The following is a 23,048-nucleotide window of genomic DNA, read 5'->3' as shown; positions in this document are numbered from 1 at the left end:
GGAAAGGACCATGCAGGAAGAAACCGTTCTGAGCGCCCATCCCGTGTCGGATGCGATGCGGGCCACGGTGCTGGAGCAGCTGTCGGCGATAGAGAGCCGCCACCAGGTGGCGGTGCTGTTCGCCTGCGAATCCGGCAGCCGCGGATGGGGCTTCGCATCGCCCGACAGCGACTACGACGTGCGCTTCGTCTATGTGCATCGGCTGCCCTGGTACCTGACCGTGGAAGCGGGCCGCGACGTCATCGAGCAGCCCATCAGCGGCGAGCTGGACATATGCGGCTGGGAGTTGCGCAAGGCGCTGGGGCTGCTGGCCGACTCCAACCCGACGCTGCTCGAGTGGCTGCGCTCGCCCATCCTCTACCGGCAGGCCGATCCCTGGACGGAGCGCCTGCGCGCGCTGGCCGAGGAGGGCTTTTCTGCAGTGCGGGGCTACCACCACTACGTATCGATGGCCAAAAGGAACCTGCGCGAGCACCTGTATGGCGAGACGGTCCGGTACAAGAAGTACCTGTATGTGCTGCGCCCCCTGCTGGCCGCGCGCTGGATCCGCGAGGGGCGGGGCGTTCCCCCGATGCGCTTCGCCGATCTGGCGGCGCGCACGCTGGCGGACCCGGCCGTGCTCGATGAACTGAACGCACTGCTGGCCGTGAAGATGCGTGCCGGCGAATCGGCGACGAGCCCGCGCTGGCCGGGCATCCACGCGTTCATCGAGCGGGAGCTGGCCGAGGCGATGGCCCATGTGCCCGAGGCCACGCCGAAAGCCGGCCTGCGCCCACAGCTCGACCGCTATCTGCAGGAGGCCGTGCGGCATTTCGACGCGCCGTCATGAAAACGAACGACCAGAAAGAAGAACAACACCATGATCGACATCGATGGCTCCGCCGGGGAAGGCGGCGGACAGATATTGCGGGCCTCGCTGGCCCTGTCCATGTGCACGGGCCAGCCCTTCGAACTGCAGCGCATCCGCGCCGGCCGGCCCAAGCCGGGCCTGATGCGGCAGCATCTGGCCTGCGTGGCGGCCGCAGCGGAGATCTGCGGCGCCGAGGTCCAGGGGGCGGAACTGAACTCCCAGTCCCTGCGCTTCGTCCCTGGCACCGTACGGGCGGGCGACTATGCGTTCCACGTCGGATCGGCGGGCAGCTGCACGCTGGTGCTGCAGACGGTGTGGCCGGCGCTGCTGATGGCCGATGCGCCCAGCCGGGTGCAATTGCACGGCGGTACGCACAACCCCATGGCGCCACCGTTCCATTTCCTGGAGCGCAGCTATGCCCCGCTGGTGCGCCGACTCGGTGCCCCGGCCGAGCTCACGCTGCACCGGCTGGGCTTCTATCCGGCGGGAGGCGGCCGCATCGAGGCGCACATCACCCCCGGCGCGGAACGGCTGCAGCCATTCGACCTGCTGCAGCGCGGCACCGCGATGCCGCACTGCGCGGAATGCCTGGCCCCTGCGCTGCCGCGGGCGGTCGCCCGGCGAGAGCTGGAGCACCTGGGCGCAGCGCTGGGCTGGAGCAGGGAGCAATTGCGCCTGGCACCCACCCGGCAGCACGAAGGGCCGGGCAATGCGCTGATTGCCACGCTGGCGTGCGAGAACGTCACGGAGGTTTTCACGCAATTCGGCGTGAAAGGCACCAGCGCGGAAGAGGTGGCGCAGGAACTGGCCCGCGATGTGCAGGCCTACCTGGCAAGCGACGCGGCGCTGGGCCCCTTCCTGGCAGACCAGTGGGCGCTGCCGCTGGCCCTGGCCGTATGGCAGCGCCAGCGCGGGGCCACCTACACCTGCACGGAGCTGACCGCCCACGCGACCACGCACTTCGCCGTGATCGAACACTTCCTGCCGGTACGGTTTGCAGTGGAAGGAACAGGCAACCACTGGACGGTCCGCGCACAGCCGCGCTAGGGTGAACGACAATCGCCTGCCTGCCGATCCCGCCCCGCCATGCGCTCCCCGATTTCCATCGTCAATATCGACAACCCCGCCACCTGGACCCGCTACCGCGCGGGCCTGTGCGCGACCTGCGCGGCCAACTGCTGCACCATGCCGCTGGAGGTGCAGCTGTCCGATCTCGTGCGGCTGGGGTTGGTGGATGCGTTCGAGGCCGAGCACGAGGAGCCGCGGCACATCGCGAAGCGGCTGCAGAAGGCGCGGCTCATCGACCACTTCAACCACAAGAACGTGGTGTTCACCATGGCGCGGCGCGCCAGCGGCGATTGCCACTTCCTGGACGCGGCCACGCGGCGCTGCACGGTGTACGAGGTGCGGCCGGAAACTTGCCGGCTGCATCCGCAGAAGAAGAGCCCGCGCCCCGGCTGGTGCGCCTATGGCCCGGCCGCGCAGGGACAGGGCGGCGGCACACGGCAACGTTGAGTGCGGCCCGCGCGCGCTCCACGGAACCATTGAACTGAGCTGTAGGACGCGGACGGGGCCGCGAGCGCTCCCTGCGCCCACGCGGCGGCGGCGCGAGCCATGCTGTGATGGCGGTTTGTCCCACCCCACAGCAAAAGGAGTCCGCATGTCCGAGAAAACCGCATCCATCCATTGGCAAGGCGCCGGCAAGACCGGCCAGGGCCAGATCAGCACCGAGACCGGCGCGCTGAAAAACTACCCGTATGGCTTCGGCAGCCGTTTCGGCGACGACCGCACGGGCACCAATCCGGAAGAAATCGTCGGCGCGGCACATGCTGCCTGCTTCACCATGGCATTCGCATTCGCCTGCGAGAAGGCCGGCATCGCCACGGAAACGCTCGACACCACCGCCAAGGTGCGCCTCGCCAAGGAAGGCGAAGGCTTCAAGATCGACCGCATCGCGCTCACGCTCAAGGCGAAAGTGCCGGGCATCGACGATGCGAAGTTCCAGGAAATCGCGGCCGGCGCCAAGGCCAACTGCCCGCTGTCGAAGGCGCTCGCCGGGGTGCCGGAGATCACGCTGGACGCGCAGCTCGTGGGCTGACAGGCCGCGCTGGCATCATCGGCGGGAGCACGCCGCGCCCTGGCCGTGCCATCGCCTTGCCAGCCGCACATGTCGCCTTCCATGCCTAAAGCCCTGCCCGCCATCGATCCCGGCCGCTGCACGGGCTGCGGCCGGTGCGTGGCGGTCTGCGCGCCGCACGTGCTGTCGCTGGGTACGGAGGGCAGCCCTGGCCGGGAAGGCGCACCGCCTCCACCATGGGGCCCGAAGCGGTCGACGCTGCACGACCCGGCGGGTTGCACGGGATGCGCCCTGTGCGCCGTGCATTGCCCCTTCGATGCCATCCGGATGGAGCGCACCGGGCCGCGGTGAAAGTCCGGCATTCCTGTACACTGCATCGCCATGTCGTTCGCACGCACCCCCAGCCCCCTGTTCCGCGCCCCCGTGGCGGCGGCAGCGGCCTGCTGCATGCGAATGACGATGATCACCATTACCACCGCGGCTGCCTAGCCTGCGCGCTGGGTGGCCGTTCCGACGGTCGCCTGGTGTCATTCCCTCCTCGAACGAACCCGGCCCGACCGCCGGGTTTTTCGTTTCCGGGCCATCGCGCCCTTTGTTCGAGAGAAAGAGAGTGACCCGATGTTCAACGACCCCCAATGGCGTCCCCTTCCTGCCGCCGCCCCCGCCGGCGGTGCGGGCCTGCGTCCCCTGCGCGTGGGCATGATCGGCATCGGCACCGTAGGCCTGGGCACCTGGCAGGTGCTGGCCCGCAACCAGGCGCAGATCGCGGCGCGTGCGGGACGGGGCATCGAGATCGTGGCGGTGGCGGCCCGCGACCTGGCGCGTGCCAGGCGCGTGCTCGGCGAAGCGGCCGATCGCGTGGAACTCACCGGCGATCCGCTGGCGCTGGCCACGCATTCCGGCATCGACGTGCTGCTGGAAGTGGCCGGGGGCACGGATGCCCCGCGCGAATGGGTGTCGGCGGCCATAGGCCTTGGCAAGCCCGTGGTCACGGCCAACAAGGCGCTGCTGGCGGTGCATGGCAATGCGCTGTTCACCCAGTCTGAGTCGCGCGGCGTGCCGCTCGCCTATGAAGCGGCCGTGGCCGGCGGCATCCCCATCGTGAAGGCGCTGCGCGAAGGTGCCACGGCGAACCGCGTGGAATGGCTGGCCGGCATCGTGAACGGCACCAGCAACTACATCCTGAGCCGCATGCGGCAGGCCGGCCTTGCGTTCGGCGATGCGCTGGCGGAAGCCCAGGCCCTGGGCTATGCGGAGGCCGATCCCACCTTCGACGTGGACGGCATCGATGCCGCCCACAAGACCGCCTTGCTGGCCGCCAACGCCTTCGGCATGCCGGTCCGCTTCGACCGCGCCCATGTGGAGGGCATCCGCGGAGTGGACGCACTGGACGTGGCAGCAGCGCGGGAGTGGGGCCATGCCGTGAAGCTGCTGGGCATCGCTCGGCGGCAGGGGGAATCGGTGGAGCTGCGGGTGCATCCTGCGCTGGTGCCCGCCACGCACCTGCTCGCGCAGGTGGAAGGGGCGATGAACGCCGTCATGCTGCGCGGGGATGCACAGGGCATCGCGCTGCACTATGGCGCCGGGGCGGGAGCGGAGCCGACCGCCTCCGCGGTGGTCGCCGATCTGGTGGACCTGGCCCGCCAGACGGTGGCGCAGGCCGGCGGCCCCATCCGCTGCACGGTGCCGCCGCTGGGCGTGCCGGGCGCGGCACTGGTGGATCGCCCCGTGCTGCGCATGGACGACGTGGTGACCCGGCATTACCTGCGCATTCCGTTGGGCGAGGGTACGGAGGGCATGGCGCCGGCCGCTCTGGCGCAGTGGCTAGCGCAGGCCGGTGTCGCAGTGGAGCGGCTCGATGCCTGGCGTCCCCAGGGCCCCGGCAGCGGCCAGGCCCAGTTGCTGGCACTCACCCGGCCGGCACGGGACGGCGCCGTTCGCGACGTCCTGCAGCGTACCGTGCAGGCGGACTGGTGCATGGGCACACCGGCGCACCTGCGTGTCGAAAACCTGGATTGACGGCCGGCAGGCCGTTCCGGAATACAGGCTGGCTCAGCGCTTCTGCTTCTGGTAGGCCTCGTGGGCCGGGGCACCGCGGTCGGTGTCCTTGAGGCCACGCTCCAGGTCATCATGGGCCTGCTTCATCTCCGGATCCGGCTTGCCGTCCGTCATGTCCACGGACTGATCGCGTTCGTGGGGCAGGCGCGCCTCGGGGCTGTTCAGGTCCTGCTGCTCGGCATCCGGAGCAGGGTGCTTCCGGGTGGTGTCGATACGGCGCTCGACCCGCTGGGGCACGCGGGCGGAGGCCGTGGGATCGGCCCCTTGCTGGTCGGAGGAACGGGGGGCTTGGGACATGGGGATCTCCTTGGGTTGCACCGCCGGGATGGCGGTTGCAGCGGCTCAGGGCCTGTTCTTCTTCATGCTAGAAAACGTGCTCCGCCCCGTCTGTAGTCCGCCGCGCACTGGCCTGGCCGGTACACTACCACTGTATGTCTCAACAGGAGTGGGCCGCGCAGGCCCTGCAGTCTTTCGATGCGGTGGTGCAGGCCACTGAGGGGTTCCGCAGCCGTGGCGGGCAGCGGCGCATGGCCGAGCAGGTGGCGCACACGTTCGCGCGGGCGCAACTCGGCAAGGTGGAAGCCGAGGACGGCGACAGCGCGCCACCGCCGCCTGCGCGCTCCATTGCCGTGGTGCAGGCCGGAACAGGCGTGGGCAAATCGCTGGCCTACAGCGTGCCGGCGATCGCGATGGCGCTTGCGCGCGGCACGCGCGTGCTGATTTCCACGGCCACCGTGGCGCTGCAGGAGCAGCTCGTGCAGAAGGACCTGCCGGCGCTCGCCGCCCGCATGCCGCAGCCGTTCCAGTTCGCGCTCGCCAAGGGACGCGGTCGCTACGTCTGCAAGCTCAAGCTCGAGCGCCTGGCGGGCACGGGCGAATCGGGCGACGAGGGACCCGAGGACGACCTGTTCGCCGAGGAAGAGGCCGCGGCCCGCGCCGCGCGCCCGCGCCACGAGACCGAGGCACGCATGAAGTTCTACGCCACCATGGCCGACGTGCTCGCGCGCGGCGCATGGGACGGCGACCGCGACACGCTCGAGTCCCCGCCCGAGCCCGAGGTCTGGAGCCCGGTGGCGGCCGAGGCCAGTTCCTGCACCGGCAAGCATTGCCCGGCCTTCAGCCAGTGCACCTACTACGACCGTCGCAAGGCCCTGGTGGCCGCGCAGGTGATCGTGGCCAACCACGACCTGCTGCTGTCCTCGATCGGCGCACGGCTGCTGCCCGAGCTGGACAACTGCCTGCTCGTGGTGGATGAAGCCCACCACCTGCCCTCCACGGCGCTCGACCAGTTCGCCTGCGAGGCGGACCTGAGCCGGCTGACCTGGATCGACAAGCTCGCGAGCCGCGCGCTGCGCATCGGCACGCTGATGGAAGTCGAGGAAGTGGCGGACATCCCCAACCATTCCGCCCGGCTGCGCACCGCGCTGCAGGATGCGGCGCGCATGGTCATGGATGTGTATGGCGACGAGCTGCGCGCGCCGCGGCCCGCCTGGGGCGGCGGGCGTACCGCATCCGCGCAGTCCTCCCGCATTCCCGCGGCCGCGGCGCCCACGCGCGCACGCGTTGCAGGCGGCGCGCTGCCCGCGGCCCTGGTGGAGCCTTTCAGCCAGGTGGCGCACCATGCGGCGGGCTTTCTCGACGCGCTGCGCGCCATCGCCAAGGCGCTGCGCTCGGAAATGCGCGACAAGCCGGACGAGGCGCGGCGCCTGTCCACGCTCTATGCGCAGATCGGCGCGCTCGCGCCCCGGCTGGAGGGCGTGCACGATACCGCCCAGTTGCTGCTGCAGGACGCCCCCGAGGGTTCCGTGCCGGCAGCCAAGTGGTTCACGCTGGCGGTGGATGGCGACTTCATCGTCGTCAAGGCGCATGCCAGCCCGGTGCTGCCGGGCAATACGCTGCGCAACCACCTGTGGTCGGCCGTGCGCGGAGCGGTGCTCACATCGGCCACGCTCACGAGTTGCGGCCAGTTCGATTTCTTCCTGCGCGAGGCCGGCCTGCACGGCGACGATGCGGTGACCACCCTGGAAGTGCCCAGCCCCTTCGACTATGCGCTGCAGGGCACGCTCGTCGCCACAGAGACGCAGGCCGATCCACGGCAGGCGGCCGACTACACCGCCGAAATGGTGGACGCGCTGCTGAGCGACCTGGCCATGGTCGAGGCCGGTGCCCTGGTGCTGTTCACCTCGCGCGACCAGATGCGGCAGGCCGTGGACGCGCTGCCCACCGCCATGCGCAGCACGGTGCTGGTGCAGACGCAGATGCCGCGCTCCCAGCTGCTGGCCCGGCACCGGGAGCGCGTGGCGGCGGGCGAGCCGTCGATCATCTTCGGCATGCAGTCGTTCGGCGAGGGCCTGGACCTGCCGGGCGCGCTCTGCGAATCGCTCTTCATCACCAAGCTGCCGTTCGCGCCGCCGGACGACCCGGTGGGCGAAGCGCGCGCCGAGTGGCTGCGCGGCGCGGGACGCGACCCGTTCAGCGAACTCGTGGTACCCGCCACGGCCATCCGGCTTGCGCAGTGGGTGGGACGCGCCATCCGCACCGAGGAAGACCGCGCCCACGTCTATTGCTACGACAAGCGCCTGGTGCGCACGGCCTACGGCCAGCGGCTGCTCAAGGGCCTTCCGCCCTTCACGCTCCAGCGCCGCGCGGCGGCGTAGGGTCTGATGGCGCGCACCTGACGGCATCAGGGCGCAATGCACAGGCGCCGCGGTGTCGGACGCACCCGACAGCCAGGCGGCGGCAGGGCCGACCCCGGCAGGACTGCATGCGGCCTACATTGGGTTTCCACACCGGGCCGCCACGCGCCCGGCCACGCACCCTACCGGAGGCTCTCCCATGACCCAGGATTCCCCCCAGACCACGCTCTGGAAGCTGATCAAGGACATCCGCTTCGGCATGCTCACGCACCGTTCCGCCACGGGACAGTTGCATGCCCATCCGCTGACCACGCAGAACAAGGACATCGACGAGCACTCGGAGCTGTACTTCTTCATCCCGCACGACGGTGAACTCGCGCAGCGCCTGAAAGCCGATGCCCAGGTGAATGTGACCTACGCCAATCCCGAGAAGGACAGCTACGTGTCCCTGTCCGGCACGGCCGGCTTCATCGAGGACAAGGCCCGCAAGGAGGCGTTGTGGTCGCCCGCGGCCAAGGCCTGGTTCCCGCAAGGCATCGACGACCCCAACCTGGCGCTGCTGGTGATCCGCATCCAGCACGCCGAGTACTGGGACGTGAAGGAAAGCAAGATGACCCAGCTCTTCAAGATGGCCAAGGCGGCGGTCACCGGCAATCCGCCGAACATGGGAGAGCACAGGGAGCTGTCGCTGTCCTGACCTGCCGTTCCGTCGCACACGGCGGTGCCTCCCGCACTGCCGTTTTTCCATTCCCTGAGCACCCCGGAAGGAGACACACATGTCCGACAAGCAGCAGCCCGGCACGGGCAAGGTCGAGAACGACCACAACCAGCAAGGCCACCAGGAACCCACGCAGCGCAACGAAGGCCAGCGCACGCCGCAGAGCCGCAACGACCGCGATGCGCACGTGGGCAGCAGCAACCAGGTGCAATCGCGCCAGGGCGGCGGCAGTCCGTCCACCGGCGGCGGTGGGCGCGGGGCGGGCTGAGCACCTCCCGAACGCGCTTTGAAGCAAGGGGCGACAATCGCCCCATGCCTTCTTCCCGCATCGCCGTCATCGATTTCGAAACCACCGGCATGACGCCCTCGCAGGGCGCACGTGCCACCGAGGTGGCCATCGTGCTCATGGAAGAGGGCCGGCCCGTGGACCGGTTCCAGAGCCTCATGAAGACCGGGGCCTGGCTGCCTCCGTTCATCATCCAGCTCACGGGCATCACGCCGGCCATGCTGGATACCGCGCCGCCGGCCGAGTCGGTGATGCGCGAGGCTGCGCGCTTCGTGGGCGATGCACCCATGGTGGCACACAACGCTTCGTTCGACAGCCGCTTCTGGACGGCGGAACTGGCCCGTGCGGACCTGCCTTCGCCCCACGCCTTCGCCTGCACGGTGCTGCTGTCCCGCCGCCTGTATCCCGAAGCGGCAAGTCACCAACTGGGGCGCATCGTCGCGCACCTTGGCCTGCCACCCGCTGCCCGCGCCCACCGCGCGCTGGCGGATGCGGAGATGGCTGCGGCGCTGCTGGGGCGCATGCAGCACGACCTGCGCACCCGCTACGGCATCGCCGATCCCGGCCATGCGCTGCTCACATCGCTGCAGCGCTGCGCACGCAAGGGAATGGACAAGCTGCTGGCACGGCATGCCTCGGGTGGAGACCTCTGGCAGAACGCCTCCCGCAGCGAGCCGGCAACCTCGCTCCCCTGAAAACCTGCGCCAGCTCCCGCACTGCACCGACCAGTCAGAACACCGCCCTGGCCGCGGCGGGCGCCAGGGCATCGGCCAGATCGCGCGCCAGGGGCCCGACGTCCGGGCCGGCGAGATCCCCCAGGCTGATGCGTACTGCCGGGCCGCTGGCGATGCGGAAAGGACCCCCTGCCTGGGCCGCCCAGCCCCGGGCCGCCAGCGCGGACAGCACGGCGCCTTCGTCACGCACCGGGATCCAGAGATGCAGGCCCTCGCCCGCCGTGGCCGCGGTGGCCACCGGATCCGCCGGTTGCGACCGCAGGGCGAACTCCAGCGCCTGCCGCCGCCGCGCATAGGCCTGGGCTGCCTGGGCGAGCTGGCCTGAGTGCAGGGCATCCCGCCAGAGCCGGGCGGCCAGTGCCTGGAGCAGCCGGCTGACCCATCGCGCACCTGCGGCCTGCTGGGCACGCATGGCATCGATGAGCGCCGGTGTGCCGGCCGCGAGCGCCACGCGCACGTCCGGACCGAGGAACTTGCCCACCGAAAGGACGTAGAGCCAGAGCGGGGGCAGGGCGGCCGCCGGGGCCAGCGGCTCCTGGCTGAGCGGCCCCCAGTGGTCGTCCAGGATGCACAGCAGGTGGGAACGGCCATGCAGGGCACGGCGCAGGGCCTTCCACCGCGGCTCGGAGATCGCGCAGCCGGTGGGATTGTGGGCGCGCGGCGTGAGCACCAGCGCAGCGCAGCCGTCCAGGCATTCGGCAGACGGCACCTGCACGCCCTGCGCGTCCACCGGCAGGGGCACCGCCTTGAGCCGCAGCGCATGCAGGAGCGCGGCCATCGGGGGCCAGCAGGGATCTTCGACCGCGACGCGGTCGCCAGGGCGCGCATGGTGGCGCAGGGCAGCTTCCACGGCATCCAGCGTGCCCGAAAAAACGCCCGTGGCCTCGTGGGGCAGCCCCTGGCTGTCCAGCCATTCCAGCGCGACTTCGCGCCAGAGGGGGACCTCGGCGGACCCGTCGTAGCCGGGGCCCGCATCCAGCAGCCCCCCCTGCCAGCCGTTGGAGGGAAGCCGCGGCAGAAGGGCGCGATCCCCATGGCCGCCAGCGAGATCGCGCAGGCCGGAGGGCAGCGCCACCGCCTCGACCACCGGGGGCCGGCCCGAAGCCACGCGCGTTCCGCGGCGGCCATCGGTCACCAGCCGGCCGGCATCGCGCAGGCGCGCGTAGGCAGCGGCCACGGTGTTCGGATTGACGCCCAGCTGCAAGGCCAGCGCGCGCACCGCGGGCAGAGCATCCCCGCACGACAGCGCTCCGGAGCGCAGGTGGGATTCGATGCTATCCGCAATTTCCGATGCCGACGCTCCATCGAATTTCATTGTCTTCATACATTCATTTTAATGTACTAGTACAAATTTCATTTGTATGGGTACAGCGGATTCAGTCGTTCCGGAGACGGGATTGGCTTTCTTGCAGAACCTGGAGAAATTCCAACGAAAACACTGCGGAAAAATGGGAAGGGAGAAAAAAGGCCCCGGAAACCGGGGCCATGGCGTGGCGGGAGGGAAGGGACGGCGCGCAGGAGCCGGCCGGCGTTCACGCCGGATCGGGCGCGTATTTGTCGCCCACCTGTTCACGCAGGGGGTGCGTGTCGTAGACGATGTGCATGTCCTGGATTTCGGTGCTGCCTTCTGCAAAACGAAAGATGTCCACGCAGGTGAAATGGACGATCCGCCCGTCGTTCAGCGTCCAGTCGTACCGGAAGTAGGCGGCCACGCGCACCAGGCCCGCCTCGGGCTCGGCAGAGACCAGCAGGTCGATCGGCGTGATCACACTGGCGGCCGAGGATTCGGCGAGCTTCCTGAAGAATTCGCGGGCCCGCATGGTCCCCAGGAACGGCGAATGCACGAGGCCCTCGCTTTCGAAGCAGGCGATCAGGCCTTCGGTGTCACCCGCGTGCAGACGGGAGAGGTAGGTTTTCACGGTGGCGAGTTGAAGCTGGGTCATCAGGGGGCCTTTACCGGGCGAAGAAGCAATGAAGAAAGGAGAGGAAGGACATGCGTCCCGCAGCATCTCCCTCCGCCGCCGCACACGCAAGCGCTGCCATGCCGGATATATAAATGGCGTTGATGTATCTACCCCACCTGGCCTACCTTCGCGCGCTCATCGAGCACGGCTCGTTCGCTGCCGCGGCCCGCGCCTGCGGCGTCTCCCAGCCGGCCGTCAGCCATGGCATGCGCATGCTGCAGGCCCGGTTCGACGCGCCGCTGCTGGTGCGGGACGGCCGCCGCCGCGTGCCCACGGAGCTGGCGCTGCGGGTGGCCGCGGAGTCGCGGCCCCTGGCAGAGGGCATCGATGCCCTGGTTCCCGGCCGGGCAGGTCCGGCCTCCGGCAGCCCGCGGGTACTGCGCGCCGGCCTGACGCCATCGGCCGCGCTGGTGTGCGGTCCGCTGCTGTATGCAGGCTGGTGCGAAGGCCGTCCCCGCCGCTCGCTGGAAATGGTCTGCGCCGATGAGGGCCGCCTGCTGGCGAATCTCGTGGAAGGCACGGTCGATTGCGCCATCGCGCCACGCCCCCGGGGATTCGAGCACCACGGCGTGGTGCAGCAGCGGCTGTACGCGCTGCGCCCGCAGGCCTATGCGCGGCGCGGCCACCCGCTGGCCGGCGCCCGGTCGCTGGAGACACTGCGGGGCGCGGCCTGGGCGCGCGTGGAGCCCAGCGTGAGCGGGCCTGTGGATGTGCTGGCGGAAGCCCACCGCGTGCGCCGCATGCCGCCGCCGCGCGTGGCCGCGCACTGCCCGGACTTCGCGAGCATGCTGCGGCTGGTGGCGCAGTGCGATCTGCTGGCCGTGGTGCCGCATCCAGCGCTGCTGGGGGCGCAAGCGCGCGCTCTGGTGCCGCTGGCGCTGCAGGAATCTTTCCCGCTCTACGACATGTGGCTGTTCGAGCCGGCACGCCGGCCATCCAAGCTGGCGCCCGACCTGGTGCGGCAACTGCTGGCGCTCCGGGATACGCAAGCGGACACTGGCGGCCCGGCAGGGCAGGGCCGTCCCGCATCGTGAGCCGGCTGACGTCCCTGGCATGCGCCGGGCCGCGGAGTTTCTTGCACGGGCTTTACTGCTGCGCGATGCCTGTGCTAGCATGAATGCTCAATCCTGCACACCATGCAACGCAGCCGCATCCTATCCACCCTAGCTCTAGGCCTAGTGCCTGGCCGGGGTCTGCCTGCGTTCGCCATCCCCGTTGCCCGCTGATCCGGCCCCCGTGCCGCCAGTCCGCGCAACACCGACCTTCCCCTGACCCCGGCCCACGAACCAGCCTCCACACGCGTGGAGGGCTGCAGGGAATGTCGTTTCGTTTTTCCTGTTCGTTGATTTGATCGCGCCATGGTGGCCGTTGTGCCGCCGACCTTGCCCTTGCGGCGATGCCCGTCCGGCGCGATACCGTTTCGTGGAGCCCATCATGATGATCGCCAAGCCCGCCACCAAGTACCAACCCACCGCCACGGTTTCCCTGCCCGACCGTACGTGGCCGTCCCGCTCCATCACGCGGGCACCCATCTGGCTCTCCACCGACCTGCGCGACGGCAACCAGGCGCTCTTCGAGCCCATGAACGGCGAGCGCAAGATGCGGCTCTTCGAGGAACTCGTGCGCATCGGCTTCAAGGAAATCGAAGTGGGCTTTCCGGCCGCGTCGCAGACGGACTTCGATTTCGTGCGCCGCCTGATCGAGGAAAACCGCATTCCCGACGACGTGACCATCATGGTCATGACCCAGTCCCGCGAAGACCTGATCGAGCGCACGGTACAGGCCGTGCAGGGCGCGCCGCGCGCCATCGTGCACCTCTACAACGCCACGGCGCCGGCCTGGCGCCGCATCGTGTTCGGCATGAACGTATCGCAGGTGATGGCGTTCATCGACCACCACGTGTCGCTCCTCAAGCGCCTTACCGACGCGCAGCCCGCCACGGCCTGGACGCTGCAGTATTCGCCCGAGACGTTCAGTGCCACCGAGCCCGAGGTGTCGCTGCGCGCCTGCCAGACGGCGATCGCAGCCTGGAACGCAGGCCCGGGCCGGCCCATCATCATCAACCTGCCGACCACGGTGGAGAACGCCACGCCCAACGTGTTCGCCGACCAGATCGAATGGATGCACCGCCGCCTCGCGCCGCGCGAGCACATCGTGCTTTCCGTGCATCCGCACAACGACCGCGGCACGGGCGTGGCCGCGGCCGAGCTGGCGATGATGGCCGGCGCCGACCGCGTGGAAGGGTGCCTCTTCGGCAACGGCGAGCGCTGCGGCAACGTGGACATCGTGACGCTCGCGCTCAACATGTACACGCAGGGCGTGCATCCGAACCTCGACTTTTCCGACATCACGCACGTGGCGCGCGTGGCCGAGGAATGCACTTCGCTGCCGGTGCATCCGCGCCATCCCTATGCGGGCGACCTCGTCTTCACCGCGTTCTCGGGCTCGCACCAGGATGCGATCAAGAAGGGCTTCGCGGTCCAGGACCCTGCGGGCCTCTGGGAAGTGCCCTACCTTCCCATCGACCCGGCGGACCTCGGCCGCACCTACGACAGCGTGATCCGCGTGAACAGCCAGTCGGGCAAGGGCGGCATCGCCTTCCTGCTGGAGCGCGAGCGCGGCGTGGTGATGCCGCGCCGCCTGCAGGTGGAGTTCAGTGCCGTGGTGCAGCGCGCCACGGACACGAGCGAGGGCGAGATGGACGGCGACGCACTCTGGAGCCTGTTCTCGCAGACCTACATCGCGGGGCCCGCGCAGGGCACGCGCGGCGCGCTCACGCTGCACGGCCAGCGTCTCGATGAAGACGGACAGGGCATCGCGCTGGACGTGACCATCGACGGCGTGCGCCAGACGCTGCAGGGGCGCGGCAATGGGACGATCGACGCGACGGTGGATGCGCTCGGCCTGCCGATGCGCGTGGACCATTACGAGGAACGCGCCACGGGCGCAGGCGCGGGTGCGCAGGCCCTGGCCATCGTCGAGGCCGCGCTCGAGGGCGTGCCGGGCGCCACCTTCGGCGTTGGACTGGACCACAGCATCGTCAATGCCTCGGTGCAGGCCGTGGTGGCGGTGGCCAACCGGCTGATAGCGCGGCGCGGTGCCCGGACCGGCACGCCGGAATCCATGCCCGCGGCAGCCTGACGGCGAGCGCGCCGTGCTGCAACGCGGCGCGCAGCCGGTTCGCATGGATGGACCACCGTTCGTGCAGCCTGCGGCGGCAGGCCCTGCATCGCCATAGACTCATGCAGCCATGGCCGGCATCGACAGGCATTTTTTGCGGGAGGCCGGCTGCTGCATCTGAACAAGCCATGCGTGCCTCTTCCATTCCCACATCCCACCCGCGTATTCCATCCGCCTCCACGGCAAGCTCCTCCGGCGCGCCGTCCGCCGCGGGAGACGCACCAGAGCATTCCGGTGCGTCGCGGCATTCCCATTCCGGTTCCGGAGGACCGCTGTCGGGCCTGCGCCGGAAGCTTTCCCACATAGGCCTGGGCGGGCCGCGCCCCCGTTGCGGGGCCAGCCCCGCAACGGCTGCCACGACGTCATCGGCCCCTGCCACGCCAGCCCGGCGGGCCGCTCTCCGGGCGCTGGAAGTGGCAACCTCCCGGCCCGGAGAACCGGTGTGCATCGACCTGCGCCGTCCCGTGCCGGAAGGGGCACCCTCGGAAGACGTGCGAACGACGCCGGATGCGCAATTGCGGCTGACATCCACGACAGAACGGGGCCGGCGCGTACTGCATCTGGAAAGCGGCGCCTACGGCCAGCCCGCCTTGCGCACCATCAAGTTGCGGGAAGGGCGCGGAGTGGATGAAGCGGCGCTGCAGGCGGTGGCCGATGCGATCGGAACGCTGGAGCCGGTCCGTACAGGTTCCCCCGCACGGCCGCAAGCATCTTCCAGCCATGCGGCGCTACCGGGTCCGCGCGCGGCCACCGGGCTTCCCCCCAGCCAGGCGACCCTCATCGGCGTGGCCCGTTGGCCCGACCAGCCGCACGGCATGGAGACGAGTGCCCGGAACAAGGCCTATGGACGGCGCTTCCACGAAACCACGCTGGATGCGGGCCAACGGATCGCGGATGGCCAGATCCAGAACTTCCGGCAACTCTGGAACTTCGTGGGTGCAGCGCGCTACCAGTGGGTTCTCGATGATCCAGATCGCTCAGGCGGGCCCGGCAAGGCAAGGCAGAACCAGGAACAAGCCTTCGCGAGCGGATACCCGCGACAGCAAGATGTGACCACGCCCCTGGGCGGGCGCTATGGCTACGTGATCGAGCGCGCACGCACGCTCCAGACGACAGCGATCGCCAATGGGCTGGCGCAGCAGAGCGGTCTGGCACTGCCGCCGCATTTCATGGCGCACCATGCTTTCCAGATGCAGGGCATGCTGGACGGACGGCCGGTGGCCCTCACCACGATCCGCGTGGCCGTGAACCCCGAGGACTTCCTGCATCCCGTGGCGAAGCAGCTGTCCGAGGCCCGGGGCAGCGGGCTGAGGAACACCTTGAGCCTGCCGCATTCGATCGAGCATACGCACTTCGCCGCGATACCGTCGATCGTGAACCATGTCGAGCATCTGTACGGATCGCTGATGGAACGGCCCCGCACGCGCGAGGAACTGCTGCCCAGGCTCGGTGAGCTGCACTGGTGGATGGCCCATGCCATGCCGGACGGGCGCGGCAGCGCGGCCAAGACGGAGATGGGAATGCGGGCCATTGCCCTGGCCCACGGGATCGCACTGCCGCCGTTCCGGCGGGGCATCGTGCCGGACCTGGAAGCGTTCATGCAGGATATGGAAACCTTCAGCCAGGGCTATGCGGACATGCTCGAGCCGCCGGCATACCGACAGCCCATGCGTTAATCTGCGCGCCATGCACGACCACGCCAGCCCCTCCCGTCCGGCTTTCGCGTGGGTGGCGGCCAGCCTGCTGGCAGCGCTCATGGCGACCGGGTGCGGGACATCGCCCACCTCCAGGACGCATTCGTCCATCCACTATTCACGCCTGACACCGGAACAGTCGAACGACATCGCGATCCACGCGATGGGTCTCGTCGGCACGCCGTACCGCTACGGCGGCAATACCCCGGAAGGCGGTTTCGACTGCAGCGGGCTCATCGGCTACGTGTACCGCAGCCTCGCCGGGGTCGCTCCGCCCCGCACGGTGGCGCAGCTCAGCGATTTCGGCGCTCCCGTGCCGGCGGGCGACGAACGCACCGGCGACCTCGTGATCTTCGGCTCCGGCCGCCCCACCCATGCGGGCATCGTGGTGGAGGGTGGGCGCTTCGTGCATGCGCCGTCCACGGGCGGCACGGTGCGGCTGGACCGATTCAGCTCGGGCTACTGGTCGCGGCAGGCCATCGCGTTCCGCAGGCCCTGAGACACGACCTGGGACAAGGTCCCACCGGCCGGGCGCGCGACAATCGCGCCCCATGAACCGTACCTTTTCCCCGGAAGTCGGCGGCGCCGGCATCGCCTCCCACGTTCCCCACGCAACGCCGCAACCCGGCACGCACGACACCACCCGCATCGACGATACGCGCATCAAGGCGGTGCGGCCGCTGATCACGCCCGCGCTGCTGCAGGAGTGGCTGCCCGCTTCGGACGATGCCCAGGCCCTGGTGGAATCCAGCCGCGCCGCGCTTTCGCGGGTGCTGCACGGCGAGGACGACCGGCTCATCGTCGTGGTGGGGCCGTGCTCCATCCACGACCATGGCCAGGCCATGGAATACGCGAAGGCGCTCAAGGCACAGGCCGACCGGCTGTCCGCGGAACTGGTGGTGGTGATGCGGGTGTATTTCGAGAAGCCCCGCACCACGGTGGGCTGGAAAGGCTACATCAATGATCCGCACCTGGATGGCAGCTTCGCGATCAACGAAGGCCTGGAAATGGCGCGCAAGCTGCTGCTGGACGTGCTGGCGCTCGGCCTGCCCGTGGGGACGGAATTCCTCGACCTGCTCTCGCCGCAGTTCATCAGCGACCTGGTGAGCTGGGGCGCGATCGGGGCGCGCACCACGGAAAGCCAGAGTCACCGCCAGCTGGCCAGCGGCCTGTCCTGCCCCGTGGGGTTCAAGAACGGCACCGATGGCGGCGTGAAGGTGGCCTCCGACGCCATCCTCGCAGCACAGGCGCCGCACGCCTTCATGGGCATGACCAAGATGGGTCAGGCCGCCATTTTCGAGACGCGCGGCAACCGGGACTGCCATGTGATCCTGCGCGGCGGCCGCCAGCCGAACTACGGCGCGGCCGACGTGGACGCGGCCTGCTCCCTGCTGCGCGGCGCGGGCCTGCGAGAGCAGGTGATGATCGATGTCTCGCACGCCAACAGCAGCAAGCAGCACCGCCGCCAGATCGAGGTGGCGGCCGACGTGGCGGCGCAGGTCGCTGCCGGGGACGGCCGCATCACCGGCGTGATGATCGAAAGCCATCTGCGGGAAGGCCGCCAGGATATCGTTCCCGGGCAGCCCCTGGAGGCCGGCGTGTCGGTGACGGACGCCTGCATCGGCTTCGACCAGACGGTGCCGGTGCTCGAAGGGCTCGCGGCCGCCGTACGGTCGCGCCGCAGCCACCGCTGATCCGCTGCCGCCCCGAGCCGCCCTGGAGGGAGCGGCTGTTGTTTTCTGCACGGAATGGCCACCCCTGCCCGGCCTCTGGACGGTTGCCAGGGTGTAGCATTCGGAAACATGCAGGCCGGGCCGTCTGCCGCTCCGGCGGGCGGACCCGGTAGCGCGTCCCCTCCCATCCCACCACGCCCACACCATGCAGGTGCAGCCGCTCCCGCTTCCGATGCCGCGCGCTCCAGAGCGCCGGGCGCCCCCGCGTCTCCGGGAGCGCTGACCATGGTTGCGCGAACGGACCCGGACCGCCGGCGCCTGGACGCATTGCACGCCTGCGCCATTCTCGAGACGCCGGCTGAAGACACCTTCGATCAGCTCGCCCGCCTGGCGGCCCATTTGTGCGGAGCCACTGTTGCCGCCATCGGCTTCGTGGGCAGGGACTGCGAATGGTTCAAGTCCAGCGCGGGCATGGAACTCGGCACGCTGCAGAACCTGGCGTGCGCCCATGTCCTGTGCAGGCTCGCCCTCGGGGGCCGGCTGGTGCAGGTGAAGGATGCGTCGGCCGACCCGGTATTGCGCAGCCATCCGCTGGTACAGGGGCCTTCGCGCATGCGCATGGCGGCCTGCATGCCGATCAACACCGCCGATGGCCTGACGCTGGGCGCCGTCGTGATCCTGGATACGGCCCCGCGGCACCTGGAAGAGAGCCAGCGCGAGGCACTGGTCGCGATCGCGAGCCAGGCGATGGCCCTCCTGGAACTGCGCCGCCAGCGCCGCGGCATGGCGCAGCGCGCGCAGGAACGGGCCCTGTCGGAAGAGCGCTTCCATCTCGTGGCACGGGCCACCGCCGACGCGATCTGGGACTGGAACCTGACCGATGATTCGATGTGGTGGAACGAGGGGATGGAAGTCCTCTTCGGCGTTCCGCTGCATACGCTGCCACACGACAGCACGTCCTGGACGCAGCGGCTGCACCCGGACGACAGCGACCGCGTGCTCGAGAGCATCCATGCCGCCATCGAAGGCGACGCCCTGCACTGGATGGACGAATACCGCTTCCGCCGGCAGGATGGTACCTATGCCTGGATCCGCGACCGCGGCTTCGTGATCCGCGATGCCCAGGGGCAGGGCCTGCGCATGGTCGGCGGGATGACCGACATCAGCGCCCAGAAGCAGAGCGCGCTGCAGGCCCAGCGCGATGCCGGCGCGCATGCGGAGCTGGTGCGCGTGCAGCAGCGCATGAGCGCGCTCGACCTGCCCGTGGAGGAAGTCCTGCTGCTGGCGGCACGCACCGCGATGGACCTGGCGGACGGGCAGGGCGCCATGGTCGTGCTGCGCGAGGGCGACCGGCTGCGCGTGCGCGCCAGCACCGGGCCGCGGGCCGCGCCAATGGACGAATCCCGCCCGATGCTCGGGTACCCGCTCTGGCAGCAGCTGGAAGCCGAGCAGATGGTGCTGCACAGCGATGGCTCGCAGCAGCATGCGCAGTTCGCCACCGACGAGGGCCAGCACGGCCTGCTGTCATTCATCGCCGCGCCGCTGCGCGCCGGTGACACGGTGCTGGGCATGCTCAAGGTGAATGCCGATCCGGTGTTCACCTTCTCCCAGCGCCAGGTGGCCTATGTGCAGATCCTCGCCGAATCGCTGGGCGCGGTGCTGCAGCTGCGCAGCTATGCCGCGCAGCTGAGCGCCTCGGAACTGCAGTACCGCTCGCTCTTCGACGCGCATCCGCAGCCGATGTGGGTCTACGAGCGCGGCAGCCTGCGCATTCTCGCGGTGAATCGCGCCATGGTGCGCCACTACGGGTACACGGAAGCGGAGCTGCTGCGCATGACGACCGCCCAGCTCTGGCCCGAGGAGGAACGCTCGCGGCGGGAGGTGGAGGCACGGGCCCTGCCGACCGGCGTGCGCCGCGACGCGGTGCACCGCCGCCATCGCAAGAAGGATGGCACGCACATCGACATGGAGGTGTACGCGGGCGACATCACCTTCAACGGCCGGGCAGCGCGCCAGGTGCTCGCCACGGATGTGACGCAGCGCATGCGCGTGGAACGCGAACTCGCGCGCGTGGGCACCGTGCAGCGGCTGCTGAGCGCATGCAACGAAGCCCTGGTGCGCGCCACGGGAGAGACGGCCCTGCTGTCCGAAGTGTGCCGCATCGCCCGGGAAGTGGGCGGCTACCGCAGCGCCTGGGTGGGCATGGTGCGCCACTGGAACGGCACCGAACGACAGAGCATCGAGCCCGTGGCCTGGTCGGGCCTGACGACGGTGGGCGTGGAAACCCTGCGCCCGGCCGGCACCCCCGCCGCGCCCTGGACGCCGCACAGCCCGGGTCCGTCGGGCGAGGCGCTGCGCAGCGGGCGTCCTGTGATCGTCCACGACCTGCGGCAGGCGCCGGATGCCGACCTGTGGGCCCAGCCGTTGCGCCAGATGGGACTGCCCGCGGTCATCAGCCTGCCGCTGCGCGATGCCGAGCAGGTCTTCGGCCTGCTCACGCTCTATCCGGAAGAAGTGCTGGAAACCGGCGCGGAGGAAGCCGAACTGCTCCAGCAGCTCGCCAACGACATCGCCTTCGGCCTGGGCAGCCTGCGCACGCGGCAGGACCAGCAGCGCCTGCAGGCGGTGGTGCTCAAGGCCGCGGCCGCCGTGTCTGCCAGCACCGGAACGCAGTTCTTCCGGCAGCTGGCCAGCCACATGTGCGATGCCCTGGGCGCCCAGGGCGGCTGTGTCACGCGGCTGCTTCCGCAGCCGGGGGGACGGGTGCCGCGCGCGGTGACGCTGTCGCGCGTGGAAGAAGGAATGGTCCAGCCGAATGCAGAATATTCCCTGAAAGGCACGCCCAGCCTGCGCCTGGTGAACGAGGCCGAATGCGTGATCCCGGAAGGCATCGCCGAGCTCTATCCGGATTCGCCGGTAGCACGGCTCGGTGCCCAGGCGTATGTGGGCCTGCAGCTGCGCAGCGCGGAAGGGCAGCCCATCGGTTTCGTGTTCGTGGTCTTCCGGGAGCCGCTGCAGCAGCCCGGCATGGTGGTCTCCACGCTGCGCATCTTCGCCGCGCGGGCGGCGGCAGAGATGGCCCGCCAGGCATCGGACGCGCACATCCGCCGGCAGGCCTCGCTGCTGGACAAGGCGCGCGACGCCATCATCGTGCGCGACCTGGACCACCACATCACGTTCTGGAACGAAGGTGCCGAGCGACTCTACGGCTGGACACGCGAGGAAGCGATGGGCCAGTCCATCGCCACGCTGCTGTACCAGGACACGCAGGAATTCCTGCGCGCGACCCAGGCCACGCAGGAGCAGGGCGAATGGGCAGGGGAAATCGTCCAGTTCCACCGGGACGGGCGGCGCCTGGACGTGGAGGGCCGCTGGACGCTGGTGCAGGGCGAGCAGGGACAGCCGGACTCCATCCTGGCCATCAATACCGACATCGGCCAGCGCAAGGCCACGGAGCGGGAGATCCAGCGGCTGGCGTTCTACGATTCGCTGACCGGGCTGCCCAACCGCATGCTGCTGATGGACCGCATGCGCCACGCCCTGGCCACGGCACAGCGGCGCCGGCAGGGAGGGGCGCTGCTCTTCATCGACCTGGACAACTTCAAGACCCTCAACGACACCCTGGGCCACGACCAGGGCGACGTGCTCCTGCAGCAGGTGGCTGCCCGGCTGAACACCTGCGTGCGTTCCGTGGACACCGTCGCCCGGCTGGGCGGCGACGAATTCGTGGTGATGATCGAAGGGCTCAGCCCCCATCCCGACGACCTGGCCCTGAGCGCCCGTACCGTGGGCGAGAAGATCCTGGCCGTGCTGGCCACGCCGTACGTGCTGCAGGGCTACCACTACCGCAGCACGCCCAGCATCGGCGTGGCGCCTTTCGGCGACGGCCGGGCATCGACGGTGGGCGAGTTGCTCAAGCAGGCCGACCTCGCCATGTACCAGGCGAAGACCGCGGGGCGCAATACGCTGCGGTTCTTCGACCCGGGCATGCAGGCGGTGGTCACCGCCCGCGCGGAACTGGAGAACGACCTGCGCACCGCCCTGGCGCGGGAGCAGTTCATGCTGCATTACCAGCCCCAGATCGACCACCGGGGCGGCGTGACCGGTGTGGAGGCGCTCGTGCGCTGGCCGCATCCGCAGCGCGGCATGGTGTCCCCTGGGGAATTCATTCCGCTGGCCGAGGAAACCGGCCTGGTGCTGCCCCTGGGCCGCTGGGTGCTGCACACGGCCTGCGCCCAGCTCGCACGCTGGCAGCACGTGCCCGGGCGCGGGCACCTCAGCATGGCGGTGAACGTGAGTTCGCGCCAGTTCCACCACGAGGCTTTCGTGGAGGACGTGGTGCGCGCCATCACCGCGACGGGCGCGCCGGCGTCGCGCCTGAAGCTGGAGCTGACCGAGAGCCTGTTCGTCGAGGACATGGAAACCACCATCGCCACCATGGCCGCGCTGCGGTCCCATGGGGTGGGGTTCTCGCTGGACGACTTCGGAACGGGGTATTCCTCCCTGAGCTACCTCAAGCGCATGCCGCTGGACCAGTTGAAGATCGACCAGAGCTTCGTGCGCGACCTGCTCGCCGACCCGAACGACGCAGCCATCGTGGACACGATCATCGCGCTCTCGCGCAGCCTGGGCCTGGACGTCATCGCAGAAGGCGTGGAAACCGCCGAGCAGCGCAGCCGCCTGGAACAGGCGGGCTGCCGTGCCTACCAGGGCTATTTCTTCAGCCGGCCGTTGCCTGAAACCGCCCTGGAAGACTTCCTGGTCCAGAAGCTTCCCGCGCGCTGACCGGGCGCAGGCGTGCGCGCATAGCCGGCACGCACAGGCGGACATTCCCTCCAGGCCTCCCAGAGGCCATGGAAGCCCACGACAAGCCTGTACGGCAGCCCCCCTACTGCCTTCTTCCCCAAGGCGCACCTGCGGCCTTCTCATGCCCATCCGCGGGCATGGACGGCGTGGGGGAGGCCTCCCGGGCGGCGGCAAGGCATGGACAGGCCCTCGGTCCGCCGGCCCGGTTGTTCCTTGTTCTTCCTTGTATGTCTTTATAAAAACATAGTCGTAGTAGTAAGGCCGGGCTGCCGTTGTGGACAACCGGATTTTTCCGTTGCGCGACAAGGCACTTGCCTTGCCGGCAACCATGTGTGTGGAGCAGGGTTGCCGCTGTCGTCCCGCCGGGGACAA

19 protein-coding genes are annotated in these 23,048 nt (G+C 69.6%); 16 read left to right on the top strand and 3 right to left on the bottom strand.

All coding sequences use genetic code 11. The features are described from left to right. Positions 1-10 precede the first annotated feature (10 nt). The 6 genes from T336_RS0112380 to T336_RS0112360 all read left to right on the top strand — a co-directional run bounded on the left by T336_RS0112380 (position 11) and on the right by T336_RS0112360 (position 4,946). Complete coding sequence (locus tag T336_RS0112380; protein ID WP_026432775.1) at positions 11-829, top strand: nucleotidyltransferase domain-containing protein; 819 nt, start codon at positions 11-13, stop codon at positions 827-829. A gap of 30 nt (positions 830-859) precedes the next feature. Further along, positions 860-1,897 (top strand): RNA 3'-terminal phosphate cyclase, encoded by a 1,038-nt coding sequence (rtcA, locus tag T336_RS0112375; RefSeq protein WP_026432774.1) that lies wholly within the window; start codon positions 860-862, stop codon positions 1,895-1,897. A 39-nt stretch (positions 1,898-1,936) separates the two neighbouring features. Then, complete coding sequence (locus T336_RS0112370; RefSeq protein ID WP_026432773.1) at positions 1,937-2,365, top strand: YkgJ family cysteine cluster protein; 429 nt, start codon at positions 1,937-1,939, stop codon at positions 2,363-2,365. A gap of 145 nt (positions 2,366-2,510) precedes the next feature. Further along, positions 2,511-2,948, top strand: coding sequence for an OsmC family protein (locus T336_RS0112365; RefSeq protein ID WP_019699954.1), 438 nt, complete (start codon positions 2,511-2,513; stop codon positions 2,946-2,948). A gap of 69 nt (positions 2,949-3,017) precedes the next feature. Further along, positions 3,018-3,278, top strand: a complete 261-nt coding sequence (locus T336_RS26075) for an ATP-binding protein (RefSeq protein ID WP_084151419.1) — start codon at positions 3,018-3,020, stop codon at positions 3,276-3,278. A 267-nt stretch (positions 3,279-3,545) separates the two neighbouring features. Beyond that, the gene (locus tag T336_RS0112360) at positions 3,546-4,946 is read left to right on the top strand and encodes a homoserine dehydrogenase (protein ID WP_026432772.1); all 1,401 of its coding nucleotides are present in this window, start codon (positions 3,546-3,548) and stop codon (positions 4,944-4,946) included. A 33-nt stretch (positions 4,947-4,979) separates the two neighbouring features. On the opposite strand, the gene T336_RS0112355 is transcribed toward T336_RS0112360, so the two are convergent. Next, positions 4,980-5,282: a hypothetical protein gene (locus T336_RS0112355; RefSeq protein WP_026432771.1), complete on the bottom strand. Its 303-nt coding sequence runs from the start codon at positions 5,280-5,282 to the stop codon at positions 4,980-4,982. A 134-nt stretch (positions 5,283-5,416) separates the two neighbouring features. Here T336_RS0112355 and dinG point away from each other — a divergent pair, with 134 nt between their 5' ends. The 4 genes from dinG to T336_RS0112335 all read left to right on the top strand — a co-directional run bounded on the left by dinG (position 5,417) and on the right by T336_RS0112335 (position 9,320). Next, a complete protein-coding gene (gene dinG / locus T336_RS0112350; RefSeq protein ID WP_019699959.1) occupies positions 5,417-7,642 on the top strand; it encodes an ATP-dependent DNA helicase DinG in 2,226 nt (741 codons plus the stop codon). Positions 7,643-7,820: 178 nt separating this feature from the next. Further along, complete coding sequence (locus T336_RS0112345; RefSeq protein ID WP_013592540.1) at positions 7,821-8,318, top strand: pyridoxamine 5'-phosphate oxidase family protein; 498 nt, start codon at positions 7,821-7,823, stop codon at positions 8,316-8,318. A gap of 79 nt (positions 8,319-8,397) precedes the next feature. After that, positions 8,398-8,607 (top strand): hypothetical protein, encoded by a 210-nt coding sequence (locus tag T336_RS0112340; RefSeq protein WP_019699960.1) that lies wholly within the window; start codon positions 8,398-8,400, stop codon positions 8,605-8,607. A 44-nt stretch (positions 8,608-8,651) separates the two neighbouring features. After that, entirely contained in the window at positions 8,652-9,320 is a 669-nt protein-coding gene (locus tag T336_RS0112335) for a 3'-5' exonuclease (RefSeq protein ID WP_019699961.1), read from the top strand. 34 nt (positions 9,321-9,354) lie between these two features. Here T336_RS0112335 and T336_RS0112330 read toward each other — a convergent pair whose 3' ends face one another. Together T336_RS0112330 and T336_RS0112325 are read right to left on the bottom strand one after the other, a co-directional pair. After that, entirely contained in the window at positions 9,355-10,683 is a 1,329-nt protein-coding gene (locus T336_RS0112330; RefSeq protein WP_026432770.1) for an aminotransferase class I/II-fold pyridoxal phosphate-dependent enzyme, read from the bottom strand. Between the two features lie 208 nt (positions 10,684-10,891). Next, positions 10,892-11,302 (bottom strand): nuclear transport factor 2 family protein, encoded by a 411-nt coding sequence (locus T336_RS0112325; protein ID WP_019699963.1) that lies wholly within the window; start codon positions 11,300-11,302, stop codon positions 10,892-10,894. Positions 11,303-11,424: 122 nt separating this feature from the next. Between T336_RS0112325 and T336_RS25110 the strand changes: the two genes are divergently transcribed. The 6 genes from T336_RS25110 (at position 11,425) to T336_RS0112295 (ending at position 22,655) form a co-directional block, all read left to right on the top strand. Then, complete coding sequence (locus T336_RS25110; RefSeq protein ID WP_051647163.1) at positions 11,425-12,357, top strand: LysR family transcriptional regulator; 933 nt, start codon at positions 11,425-11,427, stop codon at positions 12,355-12,357. A 403-nt stretch (positions 12,358-12,760) separates the two neighbouring features. Beyond that, positions 12,761-14,464, top strand: a complete 1,704-nt coding sequence (leuA, locus tag T336_RS0112315) for a 2-isopropylmalate synthase (RefSeq protein WP_035225891.1) — start codon at positions 12,761-12,763, stop codon at positions 14,462-14,464. A 479-nt stretch (positions 14,465-14,943) separates the two neighbouring features. Further along, a complete protein-coding gene (xopAH, locus tag T336_RS0112310; RefSeq protein ID WP_026432768.1) occupies positions 14,944-16,179 on the top strand; it encodes a XopAH/AvrB family type III secretion system effector in 1,236 nt (411 codons plus the stop codon). A gap of 10 nt (positions 16,180-16,189) precedes the next feature. Further along, positions 16,190-16,696, top strand: a complete 507-nt coding sequence (locus tag T336_RS0112305) for a C40 family peptidase (protein ID WP_019699966.1) — start codon at positions 16,190-16,192, stop codon at positions 16,694-16,696. 52 nt (positions 16,697-16,748) lie between these two features. Continuing rightward, positions 16,749-17,891, top strand: a complete 1,143-nt coding sequence (locus tag T336_RS0112300) for a 3-deoxy-7-phosphoheptulonate synthase (protein ID WP_026432767.1) — start codon at positions 16,749-16,751, stop codon at positions 17,889-17,891. Positions 17,892-18,155: 264 nt separating this feature from the next. Further along, positions 18,156-22,655 (top strand): EAL domain-containing protein, encoded by a 4,500-nt coding sequence (locus T336_RS0112295; protein WP_026432766.1) that lies wholly within the window; start codon positions 18,156-18,158, stop codon positions 22,653-22,655. Positions 22,656-23,048 lie beyond the last annotated feature (393 nt).

This window comes from Paracidovorax oryzae ATCC 19882 (genome assembly GCF_000687165.1).
GTDB classification, from domain to species: domain Bacteria; phylum Pseudomonadota; class Gammaproteobacteria; order Burkholderiales; family Burkholderiaceae_C; genus Paracidovorax; species Paracidovorax oryzae.
Note: the sequence above shows the minus strand (reverse complement) of the source record. Positions and strands in the feature narration are given on the sequence as shown.